Source organism: Sphingobacterium thermophilum (assembly GCF_039541675.1).
Lineage (GTDB): Bacteria > Bacteroidota > Bacteroidia > Sphingobacteriales > Sphingobacteriaceae > Sphingobacterium > Sphingobacterium thermophilum.
In genome coordinates, this window is record NZ_BAABGR010000014.1 from 20,543 (window position 1) to 41,395 (window position 20,853).

Genomic DNA, 20,853 nt, shown 5'->3' on the forward strand with positions numbered 1-20,853 from the left:
AGGCACCGAATTGAATCAACCTAATATGAGTAAAAGTAATTATTTTGATGTCATAGTGGTGGGGTCCGGTATTTCCGGTGGATGGGCAGCAAAAGAATTTTGTGAGAAGGGACTAAAAACACTAGTTATAGAACGGGGTAAATCAGTAAAACATATTAAGGATTATCCTACAGCGAATCTGGATCCGTGGGAATTCGAACATAGAGGACAGCTAACCTTAGCCGAGAAGGAAGAAAATCCTATAGCTTCTAAATGTTATGCTTTCAAGGAAGATGCCATACATTTTTTCCTAAAAGATAATGAACAAGAATATATTCAGGAGAAGCCTTTCGATTGGATACGTGCTGATGCGGTGGGAGGTAAGTCTTTGTTGTGGGCACGTCAAGTGCAGCGTTGGTCGGATTACGATTTTGAAGGGCCTGCACGTGACGGCTTCGCCGTGGACTGGCCTATAAGATATAAAGATATAGAGCCTTGGTATACGTATGTAGAAAGATTTATCGGCGTCGCGGGAAATCGTGACAACAATAGGATGATGCCTGACGGTCATTTTCTGCCGGCCTTTGAGATGAATGCGGTAGAAAAGATGATCAAGCAAAAGATAAAGACAGCTTATACGGACAGAAGTGTCATTCAGGGACGATGTGCTCATATCACTTCGCCTCAGCCTATCCATATAGCGCAGGGGCGTACCCAATGTCAGGCGCGGTCACTCTGTCAACGGGGATGTCCTTTTGGTGGTTATTTTTCTTCCAATGCATCTACTTTGCCATGGGCAGAGAAGACTGGTAATCTGACTTTGAAGGCCAACAAAATTGTACATTCCATCCTTTATGATGAGCAGAGTCAGAAAGCCAAAGGAGTATTGGTCATCGACAGAGAGACCAAGCAGTCGGAAGAGTATTATGCACGCATTATCTTTGTCAATGCTTCCGCCCTCAATACAAATCTTATTCTGTTGAACTCTAAATCCAAAAGGTTCCCTAACGGACTAGGTAATGACAGCGGTTTGTTGGGTAAGTTTGTTGCTTTTCACAATTATATGGGATCGCTGGGCGGCAGTGTTGAAGGATTCGAAGATAAATATTATTATGGAAGGCGTCCTACTCAACCTATAATTCCTAATTTCAGAAACGTCAAGAAGCAGGAAATGGACTTCTTACGGGGCTACGCTTCATTTTTCAGTGCCTATCGTGCGGCAGGAGTGCCTACAGAAGGTAGACAGGTAGGAGGGAACTATAAAGATAATATGCTTAAGTTAGGTGGCTGGCATGTAGGGATGATGATGCAGGGAGAAACTATTCCCAATGAATCGAATCACGTACGTCTGAGTGACGAATTGGATCAATATGGTTTGCCTAAGCTTATAACGTCCATAGGTTATTCGGAAAATGACTATAAAAGTATGGAAGATTTTTTGGCGCAAGGAGCGGAAATGTTAGAACGCGCCGGCGTGAAAAATATCTATATAAACCGTAGCAACCAAAATCCTGGCTTGGACATTCACGAAATGGGCGGAGTACGTATGGGAAGAGATCCGAAAACATCTTTGTTGAATGCGTATAACCAGCTTCATCATTGTAAAAACGTATTTGTGACCGACGGCGCATGCATGACTTCTACAGGGACACAAAATCCGTCCTTAACATATATGGCTCTTACCGCACGTGCAGCTAATCATGCTATCTCGGAAATGAAAAAAGGAAACCTATAATATGCGTTTAGTAATAAAATAAAATTGGCCTACAGGGGATGTAGGCCTTTTTTACTAAACAAAAACACCCAATAATAAAGAAATAATTAAGGGTAGGTCGTCATAACTTTGGTGATTTTCCAGCCTTCGCCGGTTTTAGCCAAAGTGATATAATCCACTCTTGAGAAGTCCGAAAACTGACATACAGACTTCGCAATACAGATGTCATTCGTCTCTTCAAGGATTTCGTAGCTCGTCTTAGCGTCAAACTCAAGTCCTTTATTTTGTTCCAACAGCTTTAAAAACTTTTTTTTGTTTAATTTATTGTTATTGGCTGTGTTTATATATTCAAAATTGTTAGCAAACATTTTTTTGTCATACGACACAGTGCCGTTTACCAACGAAGTTACAAACGTTTCTACCATCGATTTTGTTGTTTCTTCGATAGTTGTTGAGCTAGGAGATGAAGCAAAAGAGTTTAATGATACAAAAACTAATGCTGCTGCTATTGCTGAGGTCAATGTCTTTTTCATGGCTTTCTATCTTTTTTAATTGTCGATATCATTTCTGTTTTGATACCTCAAAATTATGTCGATATAGCCGGAGATTTTAGTGTGATTAGACCAATGACCCTATAAATTCGGTAGAACTCCGAAATATGTCGGTGAATACTTTTGTTGATTTTTTGCCGAGAAACGATTAATTAAGAAAGAGGAGATACAGGTCCTGGGGTGGAAGCTTGTAGTTTAGATTTGCTTTTAAGACATGATGAAAAAAGAGCATGTGCTCTACATGCTCTTATCTTTGATAACTACTTCAAATTGTTTATTTCCTGTTGTTCCTTAAGCTTGTCTATATTGTTATTGCCGGCAAAGTCGTCAGTTTTCTGTTGAAAGTCTTCCAATATTTGCCGTATGGCTTCTGCATTTTCTGCTGTGCGGCCATAGATTTCCGGCATTTTGGATTCGATAAGTTTGTCGCCCAACTCTATGTTGTCTACTTCGATTTTACCTATTTTTTCTAATACAGCCTGCTGACTTTTTCTTACATCTTCCAACTCACGCACAATCTTAGCCATCAACTCGAATTTTTTTAATTTATCCATAACATAAAAATCTGTTGGTGTATAATATGCTAACAAGTGAGTAGAGGTTTTGTTTGTATAAAAAAATCCTCTGACCTAACTGTTAGGTCAGAGGATTTTTAGCATTATTAGTATTATAATGTTGTTAGGCTACTTCACGAAGGTCAACAGGCACCACGCGAGAAATACCTTGTTCTACCATAGTTACCCCGTAAATTATATCTGTGCTAGCAATTGTACGTTTGTTGTGCGACACGACGATAAATTGCGATTGGCTTGAGAATTCTTTGATGATTTTGTTGAATTTGTCAATGTTGGTATCATCCAACGGAGCATCCACCTCATCGAAGATGCAGAATGGAGCCGGCTTGAGTAGATAAAGTGAGAACAACAAAGCTGTGGCCGTAAGGGTTTTCTCTCCACCAGAAAGCTGGTTGATTGAAAGAGGACGTTTTCCTTTTGGTCGGGCGATAATGTCGATGTCCGAATCCAGAGGGTTGTCTGGATTACTAAGGACAAGGTCGCAGCTGTCTTCTTGGTTGAATAGGGAGCGGAACACTTTGATAAAGTTTTCTCGCACGGTATTGAAGGCGTTCATAAATTTCTCGTTGGCGGTGTCGTCGATTTCCTTGATGGTTGTCATCAGTGACTCTTTGGCCTCCAGCAGGTCATTTTTCTCTTTGTTGATGAATTCATAACGTTGCTGAATTTCGTCGTATGCTTCTTTAGCCATAGGGTTGATGGTTCCGAATTCATCCAGCTGCTTCTTGAGCTTTCGACATAGTTCTGCAAGCTCTTCCTGCGACTGCTCGATTTCAGGCATTTCACCTTCCAAGAGCTCTTTGATATCTATATTAAATTCTACTGATAGTCTTTCTTTGAGTGTGTTTAAGTCTATCTGTAGGGATGTTTTCTTATCTTTTACTTCTGTAATCAAGAAGTCTAGCTGGTCTTTGTTCTTGCGCAAAGTAGCGACTTCTTCCTCTAGGTCGTTGAGCTTTTTACGGAAGCTATAAAACTCTTCTTCCATTTCGTGTAGAGCTTTTTCCAATGCTTCACGTTGCTCGTACAATCCTTTGAGGTCGTCATCATTGGTTTCGGTGAAGGTGAGAGCATCTTTCATGTCCGTCTTGATCTGTTCAAGCTCGGCGATACTTTTGTTGATGCGCAGCTCCAACGCTTCTTTCTGACTTTCACGGTACTCCAAATCTTTCTGGATGCCTGCAACCTTATTTTGTTGTTGATGAAGTCTGATATTCTCTTGGTTGTAGACCGTAGATTTTTCCTGTACGATATCGTTCAACTCTTGGTAGGCTGCTTGGAGGTCGGCCAGTTGTTTTTGGCGTTCTTCGGCTTCTACTTTAAGGATTTTCAACTCTGGCTCCGCCTTGGTGAGTTCGTGCGCTATTTCGGCAAGGCGTTTTTCGATATCCTGTTTGCGGTTTTGTGAATTGGATATAAACGCTTGGTATTGCTCTTGCTTGGTTTTCACGGACGTCCATTCATTTTGAATGCGAGCCAGCTGGATGCGTATCTCGTCGATGGTTTCTTTTTGCGATTGTGCTTTTAGGGAAGAAATCTTTTCTACAAGTTCAGCTTCCGTATGTTGTAGCTCAGCGATACAGACGTTAAGTTCTTTGATCTCCTTAGCGAGATTTTCTAGGTTTTTGGCACGTCCGATACGTTTTCCTTCAAACAAACCTACTGAACCACCACTGAAGCCCAGTTTGTTTTTACTGAACTTTCCTTCATGGTGCAACACGATGATATCCTTATGAGGAAGATCTACTTCCAAGGCTTTAGGGTCATCAGACTTCAGGATATAGACGCGTTTGAGCAGCTGCAGACAAAGGTTTTCATATTTTTTGTCTACTTTAATTACCTGCATGGCAGGAATCATATTTTCGGGAACGATGTAGTCGGCGTCTTTATTTTCCAGTACCGATTCTAATACAAAGAAATTGGCTCGACCGCGTGAGGAATCACTCAACAGTTTTATCGCTTGAATGGCATCCTGTTTGGTGTCCACAACATAGTGGTTCATCACCGACTCCAAGTAATTTTCTATTGCCACCCGATACTCTTCCTGACAGAATAGAATGTCCGAAAAGAGTGGATAGGCTTTTGCCCATCCCGCGTTTTTGCGTAAAAATTTTATAGACTCCGGAAAACCTTCCAGATTGTCTACGAGTGATTTCGTTAGGTTATATTCGTTTTGTTTAGCGTCGACAAGGCGTGATTCTTTGTTGAGCAGATTTCTTGTCTCCTGAAGCTGGTCTTCTGCTGCTTGGATTTGACTGTTGAGCTCGTTTTCTATACGTACGGCTTCGTCGTATTGTTGCTGTTGTGCGTCCAGTTTGCCCTGCAATTCTGCTACCGCTATATTAAACTGTGAAAGTTCTTCCGCTTTGGAAGAGGCATCGCTGATATTGCGTAAAGATTCTTGCTCCAGCGATTCTTTTTGGATATTTAGTACAGCGATATCTTTCTCTACCTTATAGATTTTGTTTTGAAGATCGTTGTTTTCCTGTACAAATCTATCCAGCTTGTTTTTTGCGGACTGTTGTTGAGCTTTAAGCTCTTCCACTTCCGTTTTTGTTTTCTGGATATCCCCTTGGGCAACGTCTAGCTTAGCTTGTTCTTCATACAGCTCTTCATTTAATCTTTTAAGAGTATATTCTACGTTGGTAAGCTGTTGCTTGTCAAGGTTGAGTTCTGTGCTTAGACGTGATTCACGTTCTTTGAGGTGGTTAAGACGTTCATTTTTTATTTTCTTTTCCGACTCGTAAGCACGTATTTTGTTGTTGAACTCATTTGTTGCTTTTTGCTGAGCGGAAAGGCTTTTCTCCTTGACCAAAATCTCTTCCCTGCCGCTACGGAGTTCTTTTTCCTTGCGATCAATATCTTCTAAGGTCTGTCCCAAGGCCTGCTGTAGCTCCTTTTCCTTGTCGGTAAGAGCGTTAAGGTCGGTGCTGAAGGTGTCCAGCTTATAATAAGCCAAGCCTATGCTTGCCTTTTTATATTCTTCCTTCAGCTGGAAATATTTGTCAGCTTTTTTAGCCTGATTTTCTAAGGATTTAAGATTCTTTGTGATTTCATATAAGAGGTCATCGACACGGGAAAGGTCGGCTTCCGTATCTTTCAACTTGCTAAGTGTTTGTTTTTTGCGGACTTTATATTTGGAGATTCCTGATGCTTCTTCAAAGAGCGCACGCCGTGAGTTGTCTTTGTTAGCGATGATTTCGTCAATCATCTTAAGTTCGATGATGGAGTAGGTGTCTGCGCCGATACCGGTATCCAAGAATAGGTCCGTGATGTCTTTGAGACGGCATTTCACATCGTTCAGTCGGTATTCCGACTCACCGTTGCGGTAAAGTTTACGCGTAATGGTTACCGTAGTGAACTCGGTAGGAAGGATGTTTTTGTTGTTGTTGAAGGTTAGTGACACTTCGGCAAGGTTTGCCGGCTTTCGTGTTTTTGTTCCATTGAAGATGATATTTTCCATCTTTTCTGAACGCAAAACACGAGTACTCTGTTCACCTAACACCCAACGTATGGCATCCACCACGTTCGATTTTCCACATCCGTTAGGCCCAACAATGGCCGTAACCCCCTCATTGAAATTGATTGTGATTTTATCACCAAAACTTTTAAATCCTTTGATTTCAAGTCTAGTTAGTTCCATTCACTTAGCACTATTATAACGTACGAAAATAAGGAATTAAAAATAGAATAGGTACCCTGCTTTTTGCACATTTTAGGAGATTTCCACAATCGTTTCTCTTACTGTGTGTTAACTTTTAGAAAAAGATTTTTTTATACTTCATTTTTTTATATTCGTTATTATGAGAAGATTTGTTTTGTTACTTTTTATTGTCTTACAGCTTTCATTGTCCTATGGGCAATCCCGCAAGGTAGTTTTCACGACCGACTACGGTACTATAAAGGTTGTGCTTTACGATTTTACGCCGAAACACCGCGATTTGATGTTACGCTGCATTCAAGATTCTACATACCATGGCGCGTTGTTCAACTGGATTATAGAAAATTTTGTCGTTCAGGGAGGCGAACATGATATCGATATAGCAAGAAGGGAGGCAGCGGATCCGATGGCAAAAAAGCCACGACTCAGTCCCGAGTTTGATGAGCAGGCTTTCCATAAAGTTGGTGCGCTTGGAGCAGGACGGGATGATAATTCCGAGAAGGCTTCTTTTCTGAATCAGATATATTTTGTCGTAGGCAAGACTGTTACGGAAGAAGACTTACGTAAGTTGGAAGAAAAGAAAGGTGTTAAATATACATACGAACAGCGAAAGGTGTATCTAGAAAAAGGAGGGCAACCCCGTCTGGACGGTGATTATACCGTCTTCGGAGAGATCTACGAAGGGTTGGATGTAATCATGGCCATAAGCCGCCTTAAGACGGATCAACAGGATTTTCCGTTATCACCGGTGAGATTTACAGTTTCTTTGACAGAATAAGTGCTTCATAATAATTGTATTATAAATTAATCTATATATACCTCTTGCAAATATTAGGATATACCTTTATCTTTGCTTCACCTTAAAACACGGTAGGTATAGCTCAGTTGGTTAGAGCACTAGATTGTGGTTCTAGGGGTCGTCGGTTCGAGCCCGACTACTTACCCTCAAATACAGAAAGCGAAACAGTTTTGTTTCGCTTTTTTTTGTTTCATTTTATTTGTCTTCCGTTTCGGATATTTTTATATTCGTGTAACCAATTAGGATTTATATAAACTTAATACCTAATTAATCTTAACATTTTATTTTAGTGGAAAAATCACACAATGTCGGAATGGAGGTTTTATTCCAGACATGATGAGCTTGTTAGAGTTTAGCATTTTTGCTATGTAAGAATTGATTGTCCAATTATAAACCATGAGACCTAAGCTGCCTAATATCGAAATCGAAGCCTTTGTGAAAGGGGATAAAAACATCTTTCGTGAGGTGTACGATTTTTATTACCCTATCATGGTTAGATATGTGCAGTCCAAATGTGCTGTAACTGAAGATGTGGAGGAGCTTGTGCAGGAAATTTTTGTGCAGCTTTTTTTGGGGAGAGAAAAGATCAGAAGCACTAGAGATATTTATCCCCTATTGTTTACTATTGCCAAGCGGCTAACCATAAGTTACTTCAGAAAGCAGATTAGTGTGCAAAATATCCACCAGCAGGCGGAAAAATATTGGTCCTATACGGACAACAGTACGGAAGAATGGATAGATTTCGCTGAATTGAATTCTATTCTGCAGAAAATCATAGAAAATCTACCTCCTCAACAAAGACAGGTATATGTCATGTCTTCGAATGAAAATATGTCCATGGAAGATATTGCTCATACGCTGCGCCTATCTAAAAACACTGTAAAAAATCACCTTCGTCTGGCTACTCACCATGTACGAGGCAGTCTTTCCAAAATCTATCACACATTTTTTTAAAAAAAATTTATAGTCCATTGGTCTTTTTGTCATCAGCTTTCGATTATATAGATGATGGAAAGACAGAGACTAACCAATTTGCTGAAAAAATACCATCGAGGGACATTAAACTCTGATGAAAAAGAAGAGCTATCTTCATTTCTGGCAAATGAAGAGGGGAAGAGATTGTTGTACAAAGTATGGAATGATGATATAGATCTTGTAGGAAGCAACGGGCTAGAAAACAGTAAGGAAAAGATTTTTGGGCATATTTTGCAGGACGAGAGGATTTCGCGCCCGTCGAAGCCAAGAAGAATTGTTTCTTTTTCGTATAGGAAGTTTGCTGCGGCAGCAGTATTGCTTTTGGTAGGTGGAATGGGGTATATCTTTTGGTCTAAAGGAGAACACGAAGAACGTCTGGCTGCTATAGAGCAGCAGAATATTGTTCCGGGAACCAAAAACGCACACATGCAGTTTGAGGATGGAACTATACTTTCTTTGGACAAAATCAAGGAAGATACTGTCTTGCTGGATAAAGGCTTGAAAGTCAGACTTTCGACGGATGGCAATATTTCTTATGAGGTCATCGATAAGAAGTTGACATCGACATATACGACTATATACACACCTGTGGGTGGGGAATATACATTGATGTTGTCCGATGGTTCGCAGGTTTGGCTCAACAGTGACTCACGCATCACCTATCCGATAATGTTTGCCGAAGACCACCGAGAGGTGCAAATGGAAGGAGAGGCCTATTTCAAAATTGTACGCCGAAATGGTAAGAAAGGTAAAATTCCTTTTATGGTAAAAATCAAAAATCAACTCATAGAAGTATTGGGCACTGAATTTAATGTCAACGCCTATAGTGAAAAGGTGTACACTACCCTTGTTGAGGGGGCAGTAGCTCTGTCGTCTGAAAAGGGTAAAGAAAAACTATTGTTGTCACCTGACCAGCAGGCGGAATTCAACCCACAGACGGGTGAGATGTCCAAACGCAACATTGACACCTATTACTTTACGGCGTGGCGTATAGGAAAATTTGCATTCCAGCGTGCTTCCATCAAAAAGGTGATGGAAGACCTAGCGCGCTGGTACAATATAGATGTACTTTATCAGGGGGACTTTGCCGGAATCACCTATTCTGGGACGATTTCGCGCATGGAAGAGTTCTCCGAAGTGCTAAAACTTATAGAGATGACCAATAAAATCAAATTTAAAATAGATGGAAGGAGGGTAACAGTGATAAAAATTTAATAAAACAAGAACTAGTTCATAAAATAACCGATAACCAAGTAAAAGAATACAGGAGTGTTGGAGCCACCCCTGTATCGAAACCAAGTCTTAAAACCTAGATTATTGAATTCGTTGTTAAACAAACTCAACATTTACAAATGTATGAAAAAAATACGGTTAAGGTATAAATTCCCCAATAACCTCATTGAACCTAAATTATTGTTTGTCATGAAGTTAACTTGGATACTTTTATTAGTATCAGTCTTGCAGGTTAATGCCTCCATTTTTGCACAGAAAATCACTTTGCAGCGTTCGGATGCAACATTAGAAAGTGTGCTGAAAGAAATTCAGCATAAGAGCGGCTTATCCATTTTTTACGCTGATGAGCTGATACTTAACAGACCTAAAATTTCTGTCAACTATGAAAAGGAGGAGGTAGAAAAGATTTTGACGGAAATCCTTTCAAAATATGACCTAGATTTTAAGAAGCATAAGAACAGTGTAGTGGTAGTGAAGAAGACCAAACCTTCACCAATCGTTTCGTTGAAAGAAAGTAGGGAGGATGAACCTTTCATACAGGAAATCATCATCCGAGGTAAGGTAAAGGATAAGGATGGTAACCCTCTCTCCGGTGTTACTATCAGAGAGAATACTCTCAAATCGCTCGCCGTATCGGATAACGAAGGAAACTTTACTATTAAGGTTTCCCAAATCCCAACGACTGTAATTTTCAACATGTTGGGGTATGAGAGCCTGGAGAAGAGGATTACCACCACACGAGAGTTGGAAGTAGTACTGGCAGAAACCGTTGCCGAGGTAGATGAGGTCGTAGTCATAGGCTACGGTGAGGTCAAGAAGAAGGATTTGACAGGATCTGTGGTCAATGTCAAGATGGATGAAATTAAAGACGCACCGGTGGTGTCTGTAGACTTAGCTCTTCAAGGTAGGGTACCCGGAGCGGATATCATGGCTTCGACCGGTGAACCTGGAGCTCCGGCTTCTATCCGCATTCGTGGTACAAGATCTATTACGGCTACCAACGAGCCTTTGATAGTAGTGGATGGCGTCATCGACGGTATAAGTAATCTTTCAGATATCAATATTGCTGATATTGAGTCGGTAAGCGTACTTAAAGATGCTTCCGCTACAGCGATCTATGGCTCACGTGGAAGCAATGGGGTAATAATCATTACTACGAAACAAGGGAAACGCGGCAAGGACCAAATCAATCTGAAGAGTACGTTCGGAGTGTCTCAGCTGCCACGAAAGCTTGACCTCATGGACGCGTCTCAATATGCACAATACAGAAATGATTACGCTTTGTTTACCTCTGCCGACCCTTATGGCAGTATCAATCTCAATTCGCCTTTGTCGGATTATCCATACCCGGATCCTTTGTCATTGGGTAAGGGAACAGACTGGGTAGATGAGATAACAAGACTAGCACCTTATCATACACATAACCTTTCTGGTTCGGGAGGAAACGAAAGAGGAAACTACTTTGTGTCTCTATCCTATGACAATACGGAAGGAATTATCGAAAGAAGCGGACTCTCTCGAATCACAGGCAGGGTAAATATTGATTATAAGCTTTTCCCATGGATGAAGGTGGGATGGAAATATAATATTACCAAGCGTGATGAGGACCAAAATTTAGTGACGATAGGAGGGACAAACTGGTGGAATGGAGCCATTTATCTGAATCCTATGATCAAAGTGTATGATAATTTTAATGATCTGTGGTATTCGGGACAAACTTTTAACTCTCCCCGAGCTATCCTTGATATGGGCGTGATTCGCAACCTGAAAAGAGATGGCTCTACCAATACAGGGTATGTTGAAATTGAGCCTGTCCGTAATCTGAAAATCAACTCGCAGCTGACTTATTACAACTATAGCCAACATACATTCCGTTTTGAGCCTAGCACGCTGCCCGCCAAAGCTCCTAATGAGGGAGCGCTAGCTTACCGCGGAGAGTATTCGGAGTACAATCTGATGAGTCAGAATACATTGAACTATACAAAAAATTTCGATAAGCATCATATCGACTTCACCTTAGGATTCATAGGACAGAAGGTGTGGAGCGACAACCTTACCTTGCAAGGGGATGGCTATCAGTCGGATGCCATTTTGTGGAACAATATGAATGCTATTCCGGATAAGGAGAATTATACCGCCACCTCGAACAACAATAACAAAACATCGATGTCTTTTCTTGCCCGTGCCAATTACCATTTTAAAAATCGATACTATATCACTGTTACAGGGCGTAGAGATGGGGCATCAAACTTTGCTGCCAACAATAAGTGGGCGTTTTTCCCTTCTGGAGCACTGAAATGGACCGTCAGCGAGGAAAGTTTCATGAAAAACATTAAGTGGATAGATGAGTTGGCTCTGAGAACTAGTGCCGGAAGAACTGGTAACGATGGTATTTCATCGTATCGATCGTTGGCGGCATTGGCTTCCACCACATCGGGCTACCTTTTTAACGGTTCACAGCCGGTGGCATTCTATCCTTCCCGTTTAGCTTCCGATAAACTTTCTTGGGAAAAGACCGATATGTACAACCTTGCAGCGGATATATCACTATTCAATAGGAGGGTAAACATAACGGTAGAAGGTTATCTTTCTTATACCAAGGATCTGTTATTGGATGTGCAGACGCCGACACAGACAGGCTTTTCGACCCGTTTTGCCAATGTGGGGAAAACATCAAATAGAGGAGTGGAGTTCAGCATTGAAACTCGAAATATCGAAAAACCGAATTTTGAATGGAGCTCTAGCTTTTCTATTTCGCACAACCGGCAAATGGTAGATGATATAGGGCATTACGACTTCGTGAATGTGTATGGCTCCTATGGCAACAATAGCTATATGATGTACGGCTATATCAAAGGATATCCTTTGAATGCTTTGTGGGGTTTCCAATATGCAGGAACCTGGAAAAATCAAGACGAGATCGAACGTAACAAGATTACCAAGTCTTACGTCTCCGCTTCGGCCAGTCAGTACCAACCAGGTTCTGCACGCTATATTGATGTCAATCACGATGGCGTATTTAACGAAAACGATCAGGTATATCTGGGAAATGCGGATCCTTTTATCTATGGAGGTTTGCAGAATAACTTCCGTTATAAGAACCTTACATTGAATGTGTTTGTCAACTATTCTTTAGGAGGAAAGATTTATAATATCGCTGAGCAGTGGCTAGGAAATGGTGGTTATATCACCAACCAGTACGCTTATCAGCTGAATGCTTGGCATCCAATAAGAAATCCAAACTCTGACCTGCCAAGAGCAGGAAGCACAGATAATATAGCGTCGGACAGAATGGTTCACGATGCAAGCTATCTGAGAATCAAAACAGTGGCTGTAGGATACAATTTCGACTTAAGTAAGGTGACGAAAAACAAGCTGAAGAGCTTGCAGCTTGGCTTAGCTGGAGAGAATCTGTATGTATGGAAAAAATACAACGGATTTGATCCTGATGTTTCTTCACAAAGCAGCACTTCAACATTGAGACGTGTGGATATTGGGGCTTATCCTAAGCCTAGAACTGTTGTCGGATCTATTCAAATCAGATATTAATTCGTTAGAAATTATGAAAAGATTATTTAAGGGACTGCTGTTGAGCTTGCTTCTGGTAGGTTGTTCTATTGAGGAAGAGCCTACATCTTTTGTCAATCCTGAAAATTATTATCAGACGGAAGCACAGATTATTTCAGGGCTCAACGCTACGTATATACCGCTGAAAACTATTTATACCTATACTTATTTGATAGCTACGGAAGGGGTAACAGACCTCATGTATATCGCTTCAGGAACGTTGGATGCTCAATTGGATATTTCGCCTGCGCAACCTCGCTTTGGACAGACCATGTGGACCCAGGGATATCGAGGTGTGATGTATTGTAACTCCATTATTGAGGCAACAAGAAAAGCACCTATTCCTGAAGAAGTCAAAAAGCCATTGCTAGCTGAAGGTATAGTGATGCGTGCTTATTATTATTGGTTTCTTACTTCTACTTTCGGTGATGTGCCTTTCTACACCGAAGATGTGGCTAATGCCGAGGTGCTGGACAGGATATCCAAACTTGGAAGGATGTCGGCTGTGGAAACTCGTAATTATCTTATCGACGAGCTGTTAGAACATGTTCCTAACCTGCCACAGATACGTACCAGTGATGTAGACGGCAACCGGTGTGGGGCGGCTATGGGATGGATGATTTTGGGTAAACTAGCCCAATGGAATAAAAGATGGGATGTAGCCCGCGATGCAATGAAGGAGTTGGAAAAAATCTATGGTTCACTCGACCAATATCCATTGAGTGACCTGCCATTGAAAAACAAAAATATTAAGGAATCCATTTTCGAAGTGCAATTTACCTATTCTGAGACAGGATTGCAGGTGGTAACCAACTCAGCAGCCATCTGCATGCCTACCCGCAACAGAGATAATGTCTATGATGGTGTGGTGATTCCGGAATTGGGAAATTCCGCTACGACATGGTCTGCCTTGCGTCCTAACTCCTATTTTGTACAGACGGTGATGCGTCGCAATAGTGGTGACCTGCGCCTTCCTCTGTTTCTCGCTTGGGAATACAATGGTGTGACTTTCAACAGTGTGGGTACAAGACCTTGGTTGGGGCCTAAATTCTGGTCGTACAATATGGTAAACTCTGCCGATGGCAACAACCAGCGCGTTTTCCGTTATGCTGACGCATTGCTCATGCAGGCTGAAAACTATATGGAACTGCGAAATGCTGACGAATCAATCCGCTATCTGAATATGGTACGCAAAAGGGCGGGGCTTCCTATGTATGAGTTCCGCAACTGGGATCTGTTGAGAGAAGAAATCCAAAAGGAAAGAGGAAGAGAGCTGCTGGGTGAATACCAACGTAAATATGACTTAGTACGTTGGGGAATTTGGTATCAGATAACCTATGATTATACAGATTATGCTTCTCTTAAAAACAATATGCTGCCATGTCATGAATATTATCCGATTCCGGATATGGAGGTAGTCAAATCAAATTATGCATTAGACAATAAAGCGTATGAATTCTATGGTAGAAAATAGATATAGGGTTATCCTGCAGCTTACTGCTTGCTTACTGATGGTTTTCTTCTTTTCTTGTTCAAAGGAAGAAAGCCGACCTGTGGAAGACGATATTGAAAACCCGGTAGAAGAAGAGAAATTGCCGGATACATTAAAAATTATTAGCTACAATATCCTCGAAGGGATGAAAAACGATAGAGCTAATAATTACAACAAGTTTGTGGAGTGGGTGAAAAGCCATGGACCGGACGTGTTGGCACTTCAGGAAGCCAACGGCTTCAACCAAAGGCAGCTAGAGCAGTTGGCCTCGCGCTGGGGACATAAATATGTCATCACCAACTTGAAGTCTACGGATAATTTTCCGGTAGCTTTGACATCTAAATACCCTTTGGAGTCACGTCGTAGGATTACATTGTATACTTCCCATGGGGCTATTTTTGCGCGTCTCAAAAATACGGAGATCAATATTGTAACCACTCACCTGTGGCCACAGGCCTATTGGAAAGCTGTGGGTGACGGAAGAGGGGACGAATATAGACTTCAAGAGGTGAATATCAATTTGGATAGCACCATACGTAAGTTCCCCAATGAAAAATATTGGCTATACATGGGAGATTTCAATTCCGTAAACCGTAAAGATTATGAACCTAATACAACTAACCAGAGCTTTGTGGTGCTGGATGAGGTAGAAAATGCCGGATATACGGACGTCATCCACCATTTGCATGGCTATAAACTCAACGGCACGGCCAATTATGATTTCAGATATCCTACCCGTAGGATTGACTTCATCTTTGGTTCGGAGGCTATTTTACCTAAAGTGGTAAAGGCTATGCCTATCTATGACGAATTTACAGAAGTGTATTCTGATCATCCTCCAATGATGGTGCAGATTTTAAATAAATGAAATTAAAAGATTTAAGATGAAAAGACTGACCAATATGTTTTTCTGTCGCTCAGTGTATAGATGGATGTGGTTATGGTTTCTTCTTCTGGTCGTGGGGTGTGAGAAGAAATACGAATTAGACCTCTCTTTGGCCCTCTCTACTGAAGAGATTCATCTCGAAGCGACGGAAGGAAAAACCAAGATTATGATTTATGCCGACGGTCCATGGCAGGTAGCTGTAAAAGAAGAGACGGACTGGCTGACACTGAATACCAAATCCGGAACCGGCAATGGCGACATCTTATTTTCGTACAGTAGAAATTTCGGTATTGCACGAAAAGCCACCTTGCTCATCACCAAAGGCAGTGAACAAAAGGAGCTTGTCATCATTCAAAGCGGACAGAATGCTGCTTTCAGGTTTTCTAAGTCGAAATATACAGTGACAAGAAATCCATTTCATATTACATTACCTATCGTCAATGATTTGCAGTCCAATATCAACAGAATTTTGGTCGAATATCTATATGACGATGAGACTTCTGAGAAGTGGGTTACCAATGCCGCCCTTACGGAAAATGGATTTGAGTTTGACCTGTTGGAAAACAATTATAACCGTACAAGGACGGTGAGGATTTATCTTACTGTTTTTGATGCGTATGACAAAGAGTATACGGTATATGCTGATGTGGATCAGACCACTACAAACCCGACATTGACGCAGAAAACCACCGAAAGTTATCTCACCCGAAGGCCTAAGATGGATACGGTCATCGTACGAGGAAATGTTAGCGCACTATTCCCTGAATTTGAAAAAACTGTTTCCTATGAAAATGGTAGTGGGTGGATAGAGAATGTGGAACTTACTAATGACAGTTTGCTGATTATTGCCGTACGTGCCAACGAGTCAGGTCAGCAGCGTGTAGCCAACGTGAATTTGAAACTGGTAAACAAAGGAGTGACCTATGTGGATTTGACTCACAAAGTCATACAGACAGCGCAAGACTACGATTTTATAGATTTTGATGCTCTCAAGGCTATGATTCCGGGACCAACAGGAGAAATACGCATTTCAGCACCGCTGAAAGTGATTCAAGGTATAGTGGTGGGGGATGCCGGTAATAACAATATGGACCTGAACCCGAATACCGCATTCAACGCCATAGATTTTACCGAGTCGTTGAAGACAAACTATATACAGACGGAGGATGGCACATCAGGCTTCCGCTTGAAGTTTGGTACACAGGCAGCCAACATTCTGTCCAGATTTACAAGAGCTTCTATTATGGTCGACGGCCTTACTCTAGTAAAAGAAGCTAACCCAACCCGATATACAATTAAGGGGCTTACCTCTGGTAATATTGTTCAGGTAGAGAATGTAGCACCGACGGACTATACTATCCGTTCGAAATATATAGGGGAGCTGGTGGATGAAGATGTGCATACCTATCTGAAGTTGAAAGAGACAACGATAGCTATTCCTTATGGCGCCTTTACCAATATCAATATGGGATATGCGCGAACTACCTCTTGGAATACACAAGGGGCCGGTGCTAACGTAGCCTATCTGGATGCTATTCCTACCAGTATCTACGACCAGCAAGGCTCGAGTATCAAGATGATAGTGAATACAGCCAACAGCTGGAGTAGAGATCAGCTGCCAAAAGGAGTAGGAGACCTTGCAGGAATCATTGTACACAACAAAATCATACGCTATGGCGCCGGAGCCGGAGAGATTGGGCGCTACAGCATAAGGCCGGTAAATAAGGCTGATGTTCAATTATATAACAATAATACTTTTGAGAAACTGGTAGAATGGCGCTACTTCAATCCGGACAATTTGAGTGCAGGAGGGACGCTAAACGGAAATGGAACTAGCGGCTATCTTCCGGCTGTAGGTCAGGGAACTATACTTCCTTCTACTGGAGTTAATGCTTCCTTGGGAGCCAATCCTCTATATCATAGCGATCCTAACTCTAAGGCTGTGCCATCCTCGGCATTCCAATTTAACCAGAAGTGGTGGGATGGTTCAAAAAATGCTCCGGAGGCTATGATCATAAAATTCTCGACCAAAAATATAGCATCCGCAAAAACAATGATATTGAACTTTAACATTGGAGGTGGGTCGGGAACGGCAGCAACATTGCACGTACCAGTGTACTGGCATGTGAAATATTCTACCGATGGTGTTAACTATGCCGTTGTGCCTAACTCTGATTTTTCGGTGCGGCCATTGGCTGGATGGGGACTGAACCACAATTTTACCGCTTTGGGACTTAACCCATATTCGATAAAATTGCCTAACAGCCTTCTCGGTCAGGATAATGTTTATCTACGTATAGAACCTAAGAGCAACATTTGTGCAGTAGACAGTCCTAATGGAGGTGAAGGCGGTACGGTGAGTGCCTCCCATGGTGCGGTGAATGTGCGCTTCGGTGTAGTAGCTATTAATTATATTCAATAAGGTCTGAATACGATGAAAAGTAAAATTTTAAAACATATAGTTCCTTTGGTGCTGATGCTTATAGCATTCCAGGCCTGTAAGAAGGATGTGGTAGAACTTGTGCCTTTTTCGGAATTAGGGGCACAAACCAATGAGTTTATCGTTCCTAATACTGCGGGAGAAGTGAAGGTAAAAGTGTTGTCCAATTCGGAATTTACAGTAGATATAAGTCCCGAAGACACTTGGCTGAAGACCGATGGCAAGTCTTTCAGAGGGGATACCACCATCACTTTCCGCTTTGAAGCGAATGACTCTTTCAATAGAATGGCAGTAGTTCCTCTTCATTCCGAACAATATGGACGCTACGATACCGTGTATATCAAGCAGCGTGGCGTCATGGAAGCCAAGATGCAATTCCCAGTCCTCAATACCTCGGTATTGGGCGACGGGGGAACGGTTAATGTAGATTTGAATGCCAATGTTCCTTTTGAGGATATAGATATTCAAGTGATTTATCCTGATGCAAGTGTAGAACCATGGGTGAATGAAGATTTCAACTATCATGCTCAGGATTCTTTGTTGACATTCAGCGTGCAGCCCAATCCCGATCCAGTAAACTTGCGTAGCGTACAGGTGAAGCTTACCTACGTGGATGGTTGGGGAGCGCAGATATCCTCCACCTTATATTTGGTGCAGGCCAATGCAAATAATGAATTTGGAACATTGGTCGACTTTCCACAGGTGAGGGCATGGGCTGGAGAACGTATTACCTCCGATATTTATATCGAAGGACATATCATCTCTGATGCTAAGAACCCTAACGCTAGCGAATATTTACAGACTACACCTACGGCAATCAACTATACCGAAAACGATAAGGTTACCTATATCCAAAGTTTCGATGGCCGATATGGTTTTAAGATTGTCACTAGTACGGCTAATGACAATATCTTCGAAAGATATAGCAAAGTGAAAATTCTTTTGAAGGGCACTACGGTGAATAAGGAATCGAATCCCGATTTTTATACTATCACAGGAGTGACATCCATGATGGTGTTAAGCCAAGAAGAAGGTAGAGCTTCTGACCTTGCGGTGAAAAGTAAATATATCAGCGAGCTTACGGACGACGATATTTTCACATTTGTCACCTTGAAAGACGTGGAGTTTCCTATCCGAAAGGGTTCTTTTACACCTATAAATGAGGGGTATTCTATTTTGTTCAGCGCACACCGTATTGCGAAATACCCTTTGTTGATGCGCGATATTCAAGGGAACACCATATTCCTGATGACCAATACGAATGTTCCTTATAGACGGGATGGAGCTATGCTGCCTTACGGCTCGGGTACAGTGGCCGGCGTCATCGTCCATGAGAAATTTACACGCTTTGAATACGAAGATGCTCCAACAGAAGATAAATATGGAAATATAGGTCGATATCAAATCCGCCATCTGGCAAAAGAAGATATCAAAATCAATTCGGATTTTAATCAAGGTTTCTCGGGCTTGCTGACGGAATTCCAATATCCTGTTATCGAGAATGGTGTGGCCAAGGCTACATACGGTTCGGGTACGATAAAATCTTCGGTAGCTAACCTTAACCTGACGCGCAGCTTCGATTACTCTTATTTAGGACCTGTAGGAGCTACGAATCTGGGGAATACCAATCAATATGGAAATGGAGTTCTTGTGGGGGTAACTAAACAGAATCAGGAAGCCAACACAAACAGTGATGGTAAGGGGCAGGTAGTAAATGCCGCTATTGCTGCCAATACCATGTGGTGGAATGAAGCTAAACAGAGAGGAGAGGCCTTCATCTTAGAATTCTCTACTCTTGGGGTAAATACGTCTCAGCTCTCACTTCAGTTTACTATGTCCAACCTGACTGGTGCGACAGGAAAAGGAGCGCCTCGCTACTGGAGGGTAGAATGGTCTGAGCATGGAAACATGGATCAAGCGTGGAATACTATAGGAACTTTTACGGTTACCGATATGCCTTTGTGGGCCAATACAACCATACATCAGCTTGCAGCTTATAAGAACTATAACTTCAAGCTTCCATTGGCAATGTTAGGTAAATCAACTGTTTATATCCGGTTGATAGTGGATAAAAATTTGGCTAGTGATGGTAATTCGTATGCGTCAGAACCTATGACTGCCGCTTCAAATACAGGCATTGGCTATCTAGCCGTTCGATATAATAAATAGATATGATTCGATTGATTTATAGTTTGATTTTTCTTTGCTGTGCAACATTAGGTGTTGCACAGCAAACACCAAGCATGCCGGTGAAGCTACGGGTATGTTCATATAATGTAGGACATTTTAACCAAGGGTCATTGGGTGGTTTCCAGCTTGATAAGAAGGTCGCGGCCGCAGAACTTATCAGATGGAAGCAATGGATAGGTGTTCAAGGTTTTGATATTTTTTCTTTCAATGAATGGAATCTATACTTTGACAAGGATAGCGTATATCAGGCACAACAACAGCTATTAGATCCCTTTTATTCCACCGTGGTATTGGGTACCCCATACCGCTGGATTTTTAATGGCTTTGCGACAAATTATAAAATAACCAATATAAGAGAGAAAAAGTGGGATGGCGATTATTACGCTGTGTTAGGGGATTTGCATATTGGGAATGAGGTGATAACGGTCATCTCAACACATATCCCTTGGCAGAAGAATATCCATGACCATTCTTTCGGTATGCTTCTCGAAGAACTTAAGAAGTATAAGTATTTTATCTGTATGGGGGATATGAATGCTCCTGATGCTAACCAGTTGAAGTTTGCTGAACAAGGGTTTAATATTGCCAATGGAGGGCATTTGGGATGGTTCAACACCTCTGGTGGTAAAGCCTTGAGAACAGGATTTCGAGGTGATACGAATGGTAACATAGATAATATAGTTACTTCTTCGAATATCAAGATTTTTAATGTGTCGGCACCATATACCGGATTAAATGACCTCGACCATCTACCCATTATCGCTGACCTTGTAATTACTTGGAATTAATTT

General features: G+C 41.6%; 13 protein-coding genes and 1 tRNA gene. 11 read left to right on the top strand and 3 right to left on the bottom strand.

Annotation, left to right across the window (positions count from 1 at the left end):
• Positions 1-25 precede the first annotated feature (25 nt).
• Positions 26-1,714, top strand: a complete 1,689-nt coding sequence (locus ABD873_RS05930; RefSeq protein ID WP_345065942.1) for a GMC oxidoreductase — start codon at positions 26-28, stop codon at positions 1,712-1,714.
• Between the two features lie 86 nt (positions 1,715-1,800).
• On the opposite strand, the gene ABD873_RS05935 is transcribed toward ABD873_RS05930, so the two are convergent.
• The 3 genes from ABD873_RS05935 to smc form a co-directional block, all read right to left on the bottom strand.
• Positions 1,801-2,226: a nuclear transport factor 2 family protein gene (locus tag ABD873_RS05935; protein WP_345065945.1), complete on the bottom strand. Its 426-nt coding sequence runs from the start codon at positions 2,224-2,226 to the stop codon at positions 1,801-1,803.
• A gap of 278 nt (positions 2,227-2,504) precedes the next feature.
• Positions 2,505-2,798, bottom strand: a complete 294-nt coding sequence (locus ABD873_RS05940) for a hypothetical protein (RefSeq protein ID WP_039054598.1) — start codon at positions 2,796-2,798, stop codon at positions 2,505-2,507.
• Between the two features lie 124 nt (positions 2,799-2,922).
• Positions 2,923-6,462: a chromosome segregation protein SMC gene (gene smc, locus ABD873_RS05945; RefSeq protein WP_345065949.1), complete on the bottom strand. Its 3,540-nt coding sequence runs from the start codon at positions 6,460-6,462 to the stop codon at positions 2,923-2,925.
• A 160-nt stretch (positions 6,463-6,622) separates the two neighbouring features.
• Between smc and ABD873_RS05950 the strand changes: the two genes are divergently transcribed.
• The 10 genes from ABD873_RS05950 (at position 6,623) to ABD873_RS05995 (ending at position 20,850) form a co-directional block, all read left to right on the top strand.
• Complete coding sequence (locus ABD873_RS05950; protein ID WP_345065952.1) at positions 6,623-7,258, top strand: peptidylprolyl isomerase; 636 nt, start codon at positions 6,623-6,625, stop codon at positions 7,256-7,258.
• Positions 7,259-7,350: 92 nt separating this feature from the next.
• Positions 7,351-7,424, top strand: a tRNA-His gene (locus tag ABD873_RS05955).
• Positions 7,425-7,675: 251 nt separating this feature from the next.
• On the top strand, positions 7,676-8,233 hold the full coding sequence (locus ABD873_RS05960; RefSeq protein ID WP_345065955.1) for an RNA polymerase sigma factor: 558 nt from the start codon (positions 7,676-7,678) through the stop codon (positions 8,231-8,233).
• Between the two features lie 54 nt (positions 8,234-8,287).
• Positions 8,288-9,469: a FecR family protein gene (locus ABD873_RS05965; protein WP_345065958.1), complete on the top strand. Its 1,182-nt coding sequence runs from the start codon at positions 8,288-8,290 to the stop codon at positions 9,467-9,469.
• A gap of 207 nt (positions 9,470-9,676) precedes the next feature.
• Positions 9,677-13,036 carry a TonB-dependent receptor gene (locus tag ABD873_RS05970; RefSeq protein ID WP_345065961.1) on the top strand — a complete coding sequence of 1,120 codons (3,360 nt, stop codon included), beginning with the start codon at positions 9,677-9,679 and terminating at the stop codon, positions 13,034-13,036.
• Positions 13,037-13,049: 13 nt separating this feature from the next.
• A complete protein-coding gene (locus ABD873_RS05975) occupies positions 13,050-14,528 on the top strand; it encodes a RagB/SusD family nutrient uptake outer membrane protein (RefSeq protein WP_039054182.1) in 1,479 nt (492 codons plus the stop codon).
• Positions 14,506-15,414: an endonuclease/exonuclease/phosphatase family protein gene (locus ABD873_RS05980; protein ID WP_345065965.1), complete on the top strand. Its 909-nt coding sequence runs from the start codon at positions 14,506-14,508 to the stop codon at positions 15,412-15,414. Before ABD873_RS05975 ends, ABD873_RS05980 begins: the two co-directional genes overlap by 23 nt.
• A 16-nt stretch (positions 15,415-15,430) precedes the next feature.
• A complete protein-coding gene (locus ABD873_RS05985) occupies positions 15,431-17,854 on the top strand; it encodes a BACON domain-containing protein (RefSeq protein WP_345065968.1) in 2,424 nt (807 codons plus the stop codon).
• 12 nt (positions 17,855-17,866) lie between these two features.
• Positions 17,867-20,041 carry a DUF5689 domain-containing protein gene (locus tag ABD873_RS05990; RefSeq protein ID WP_345065971.1) on the top strand — a complete coding sequence of 725 codons (2,175 nt, stop codon included), beginning with the start codon at positions 17,867-17,869 and terminating at the stop codon, positions 20,039-20,041.
• Positions 20,042-20,043: 2 nt separating this feature from the next.
• Positions 20,044-20,850: an endonuclease/exonuclease/phosphatase family protein gene (locus ABD873_RS05995; RefSeq protein ID WP_039054298.1), complete on the top strand. Its 807-nt coding sequence runs from the start codon at positions 20,044-20,046 to the stop codon at positions 20,848-20,850.
• Positions 20,851-20,853: the final 3 nt, after the last annotated feature.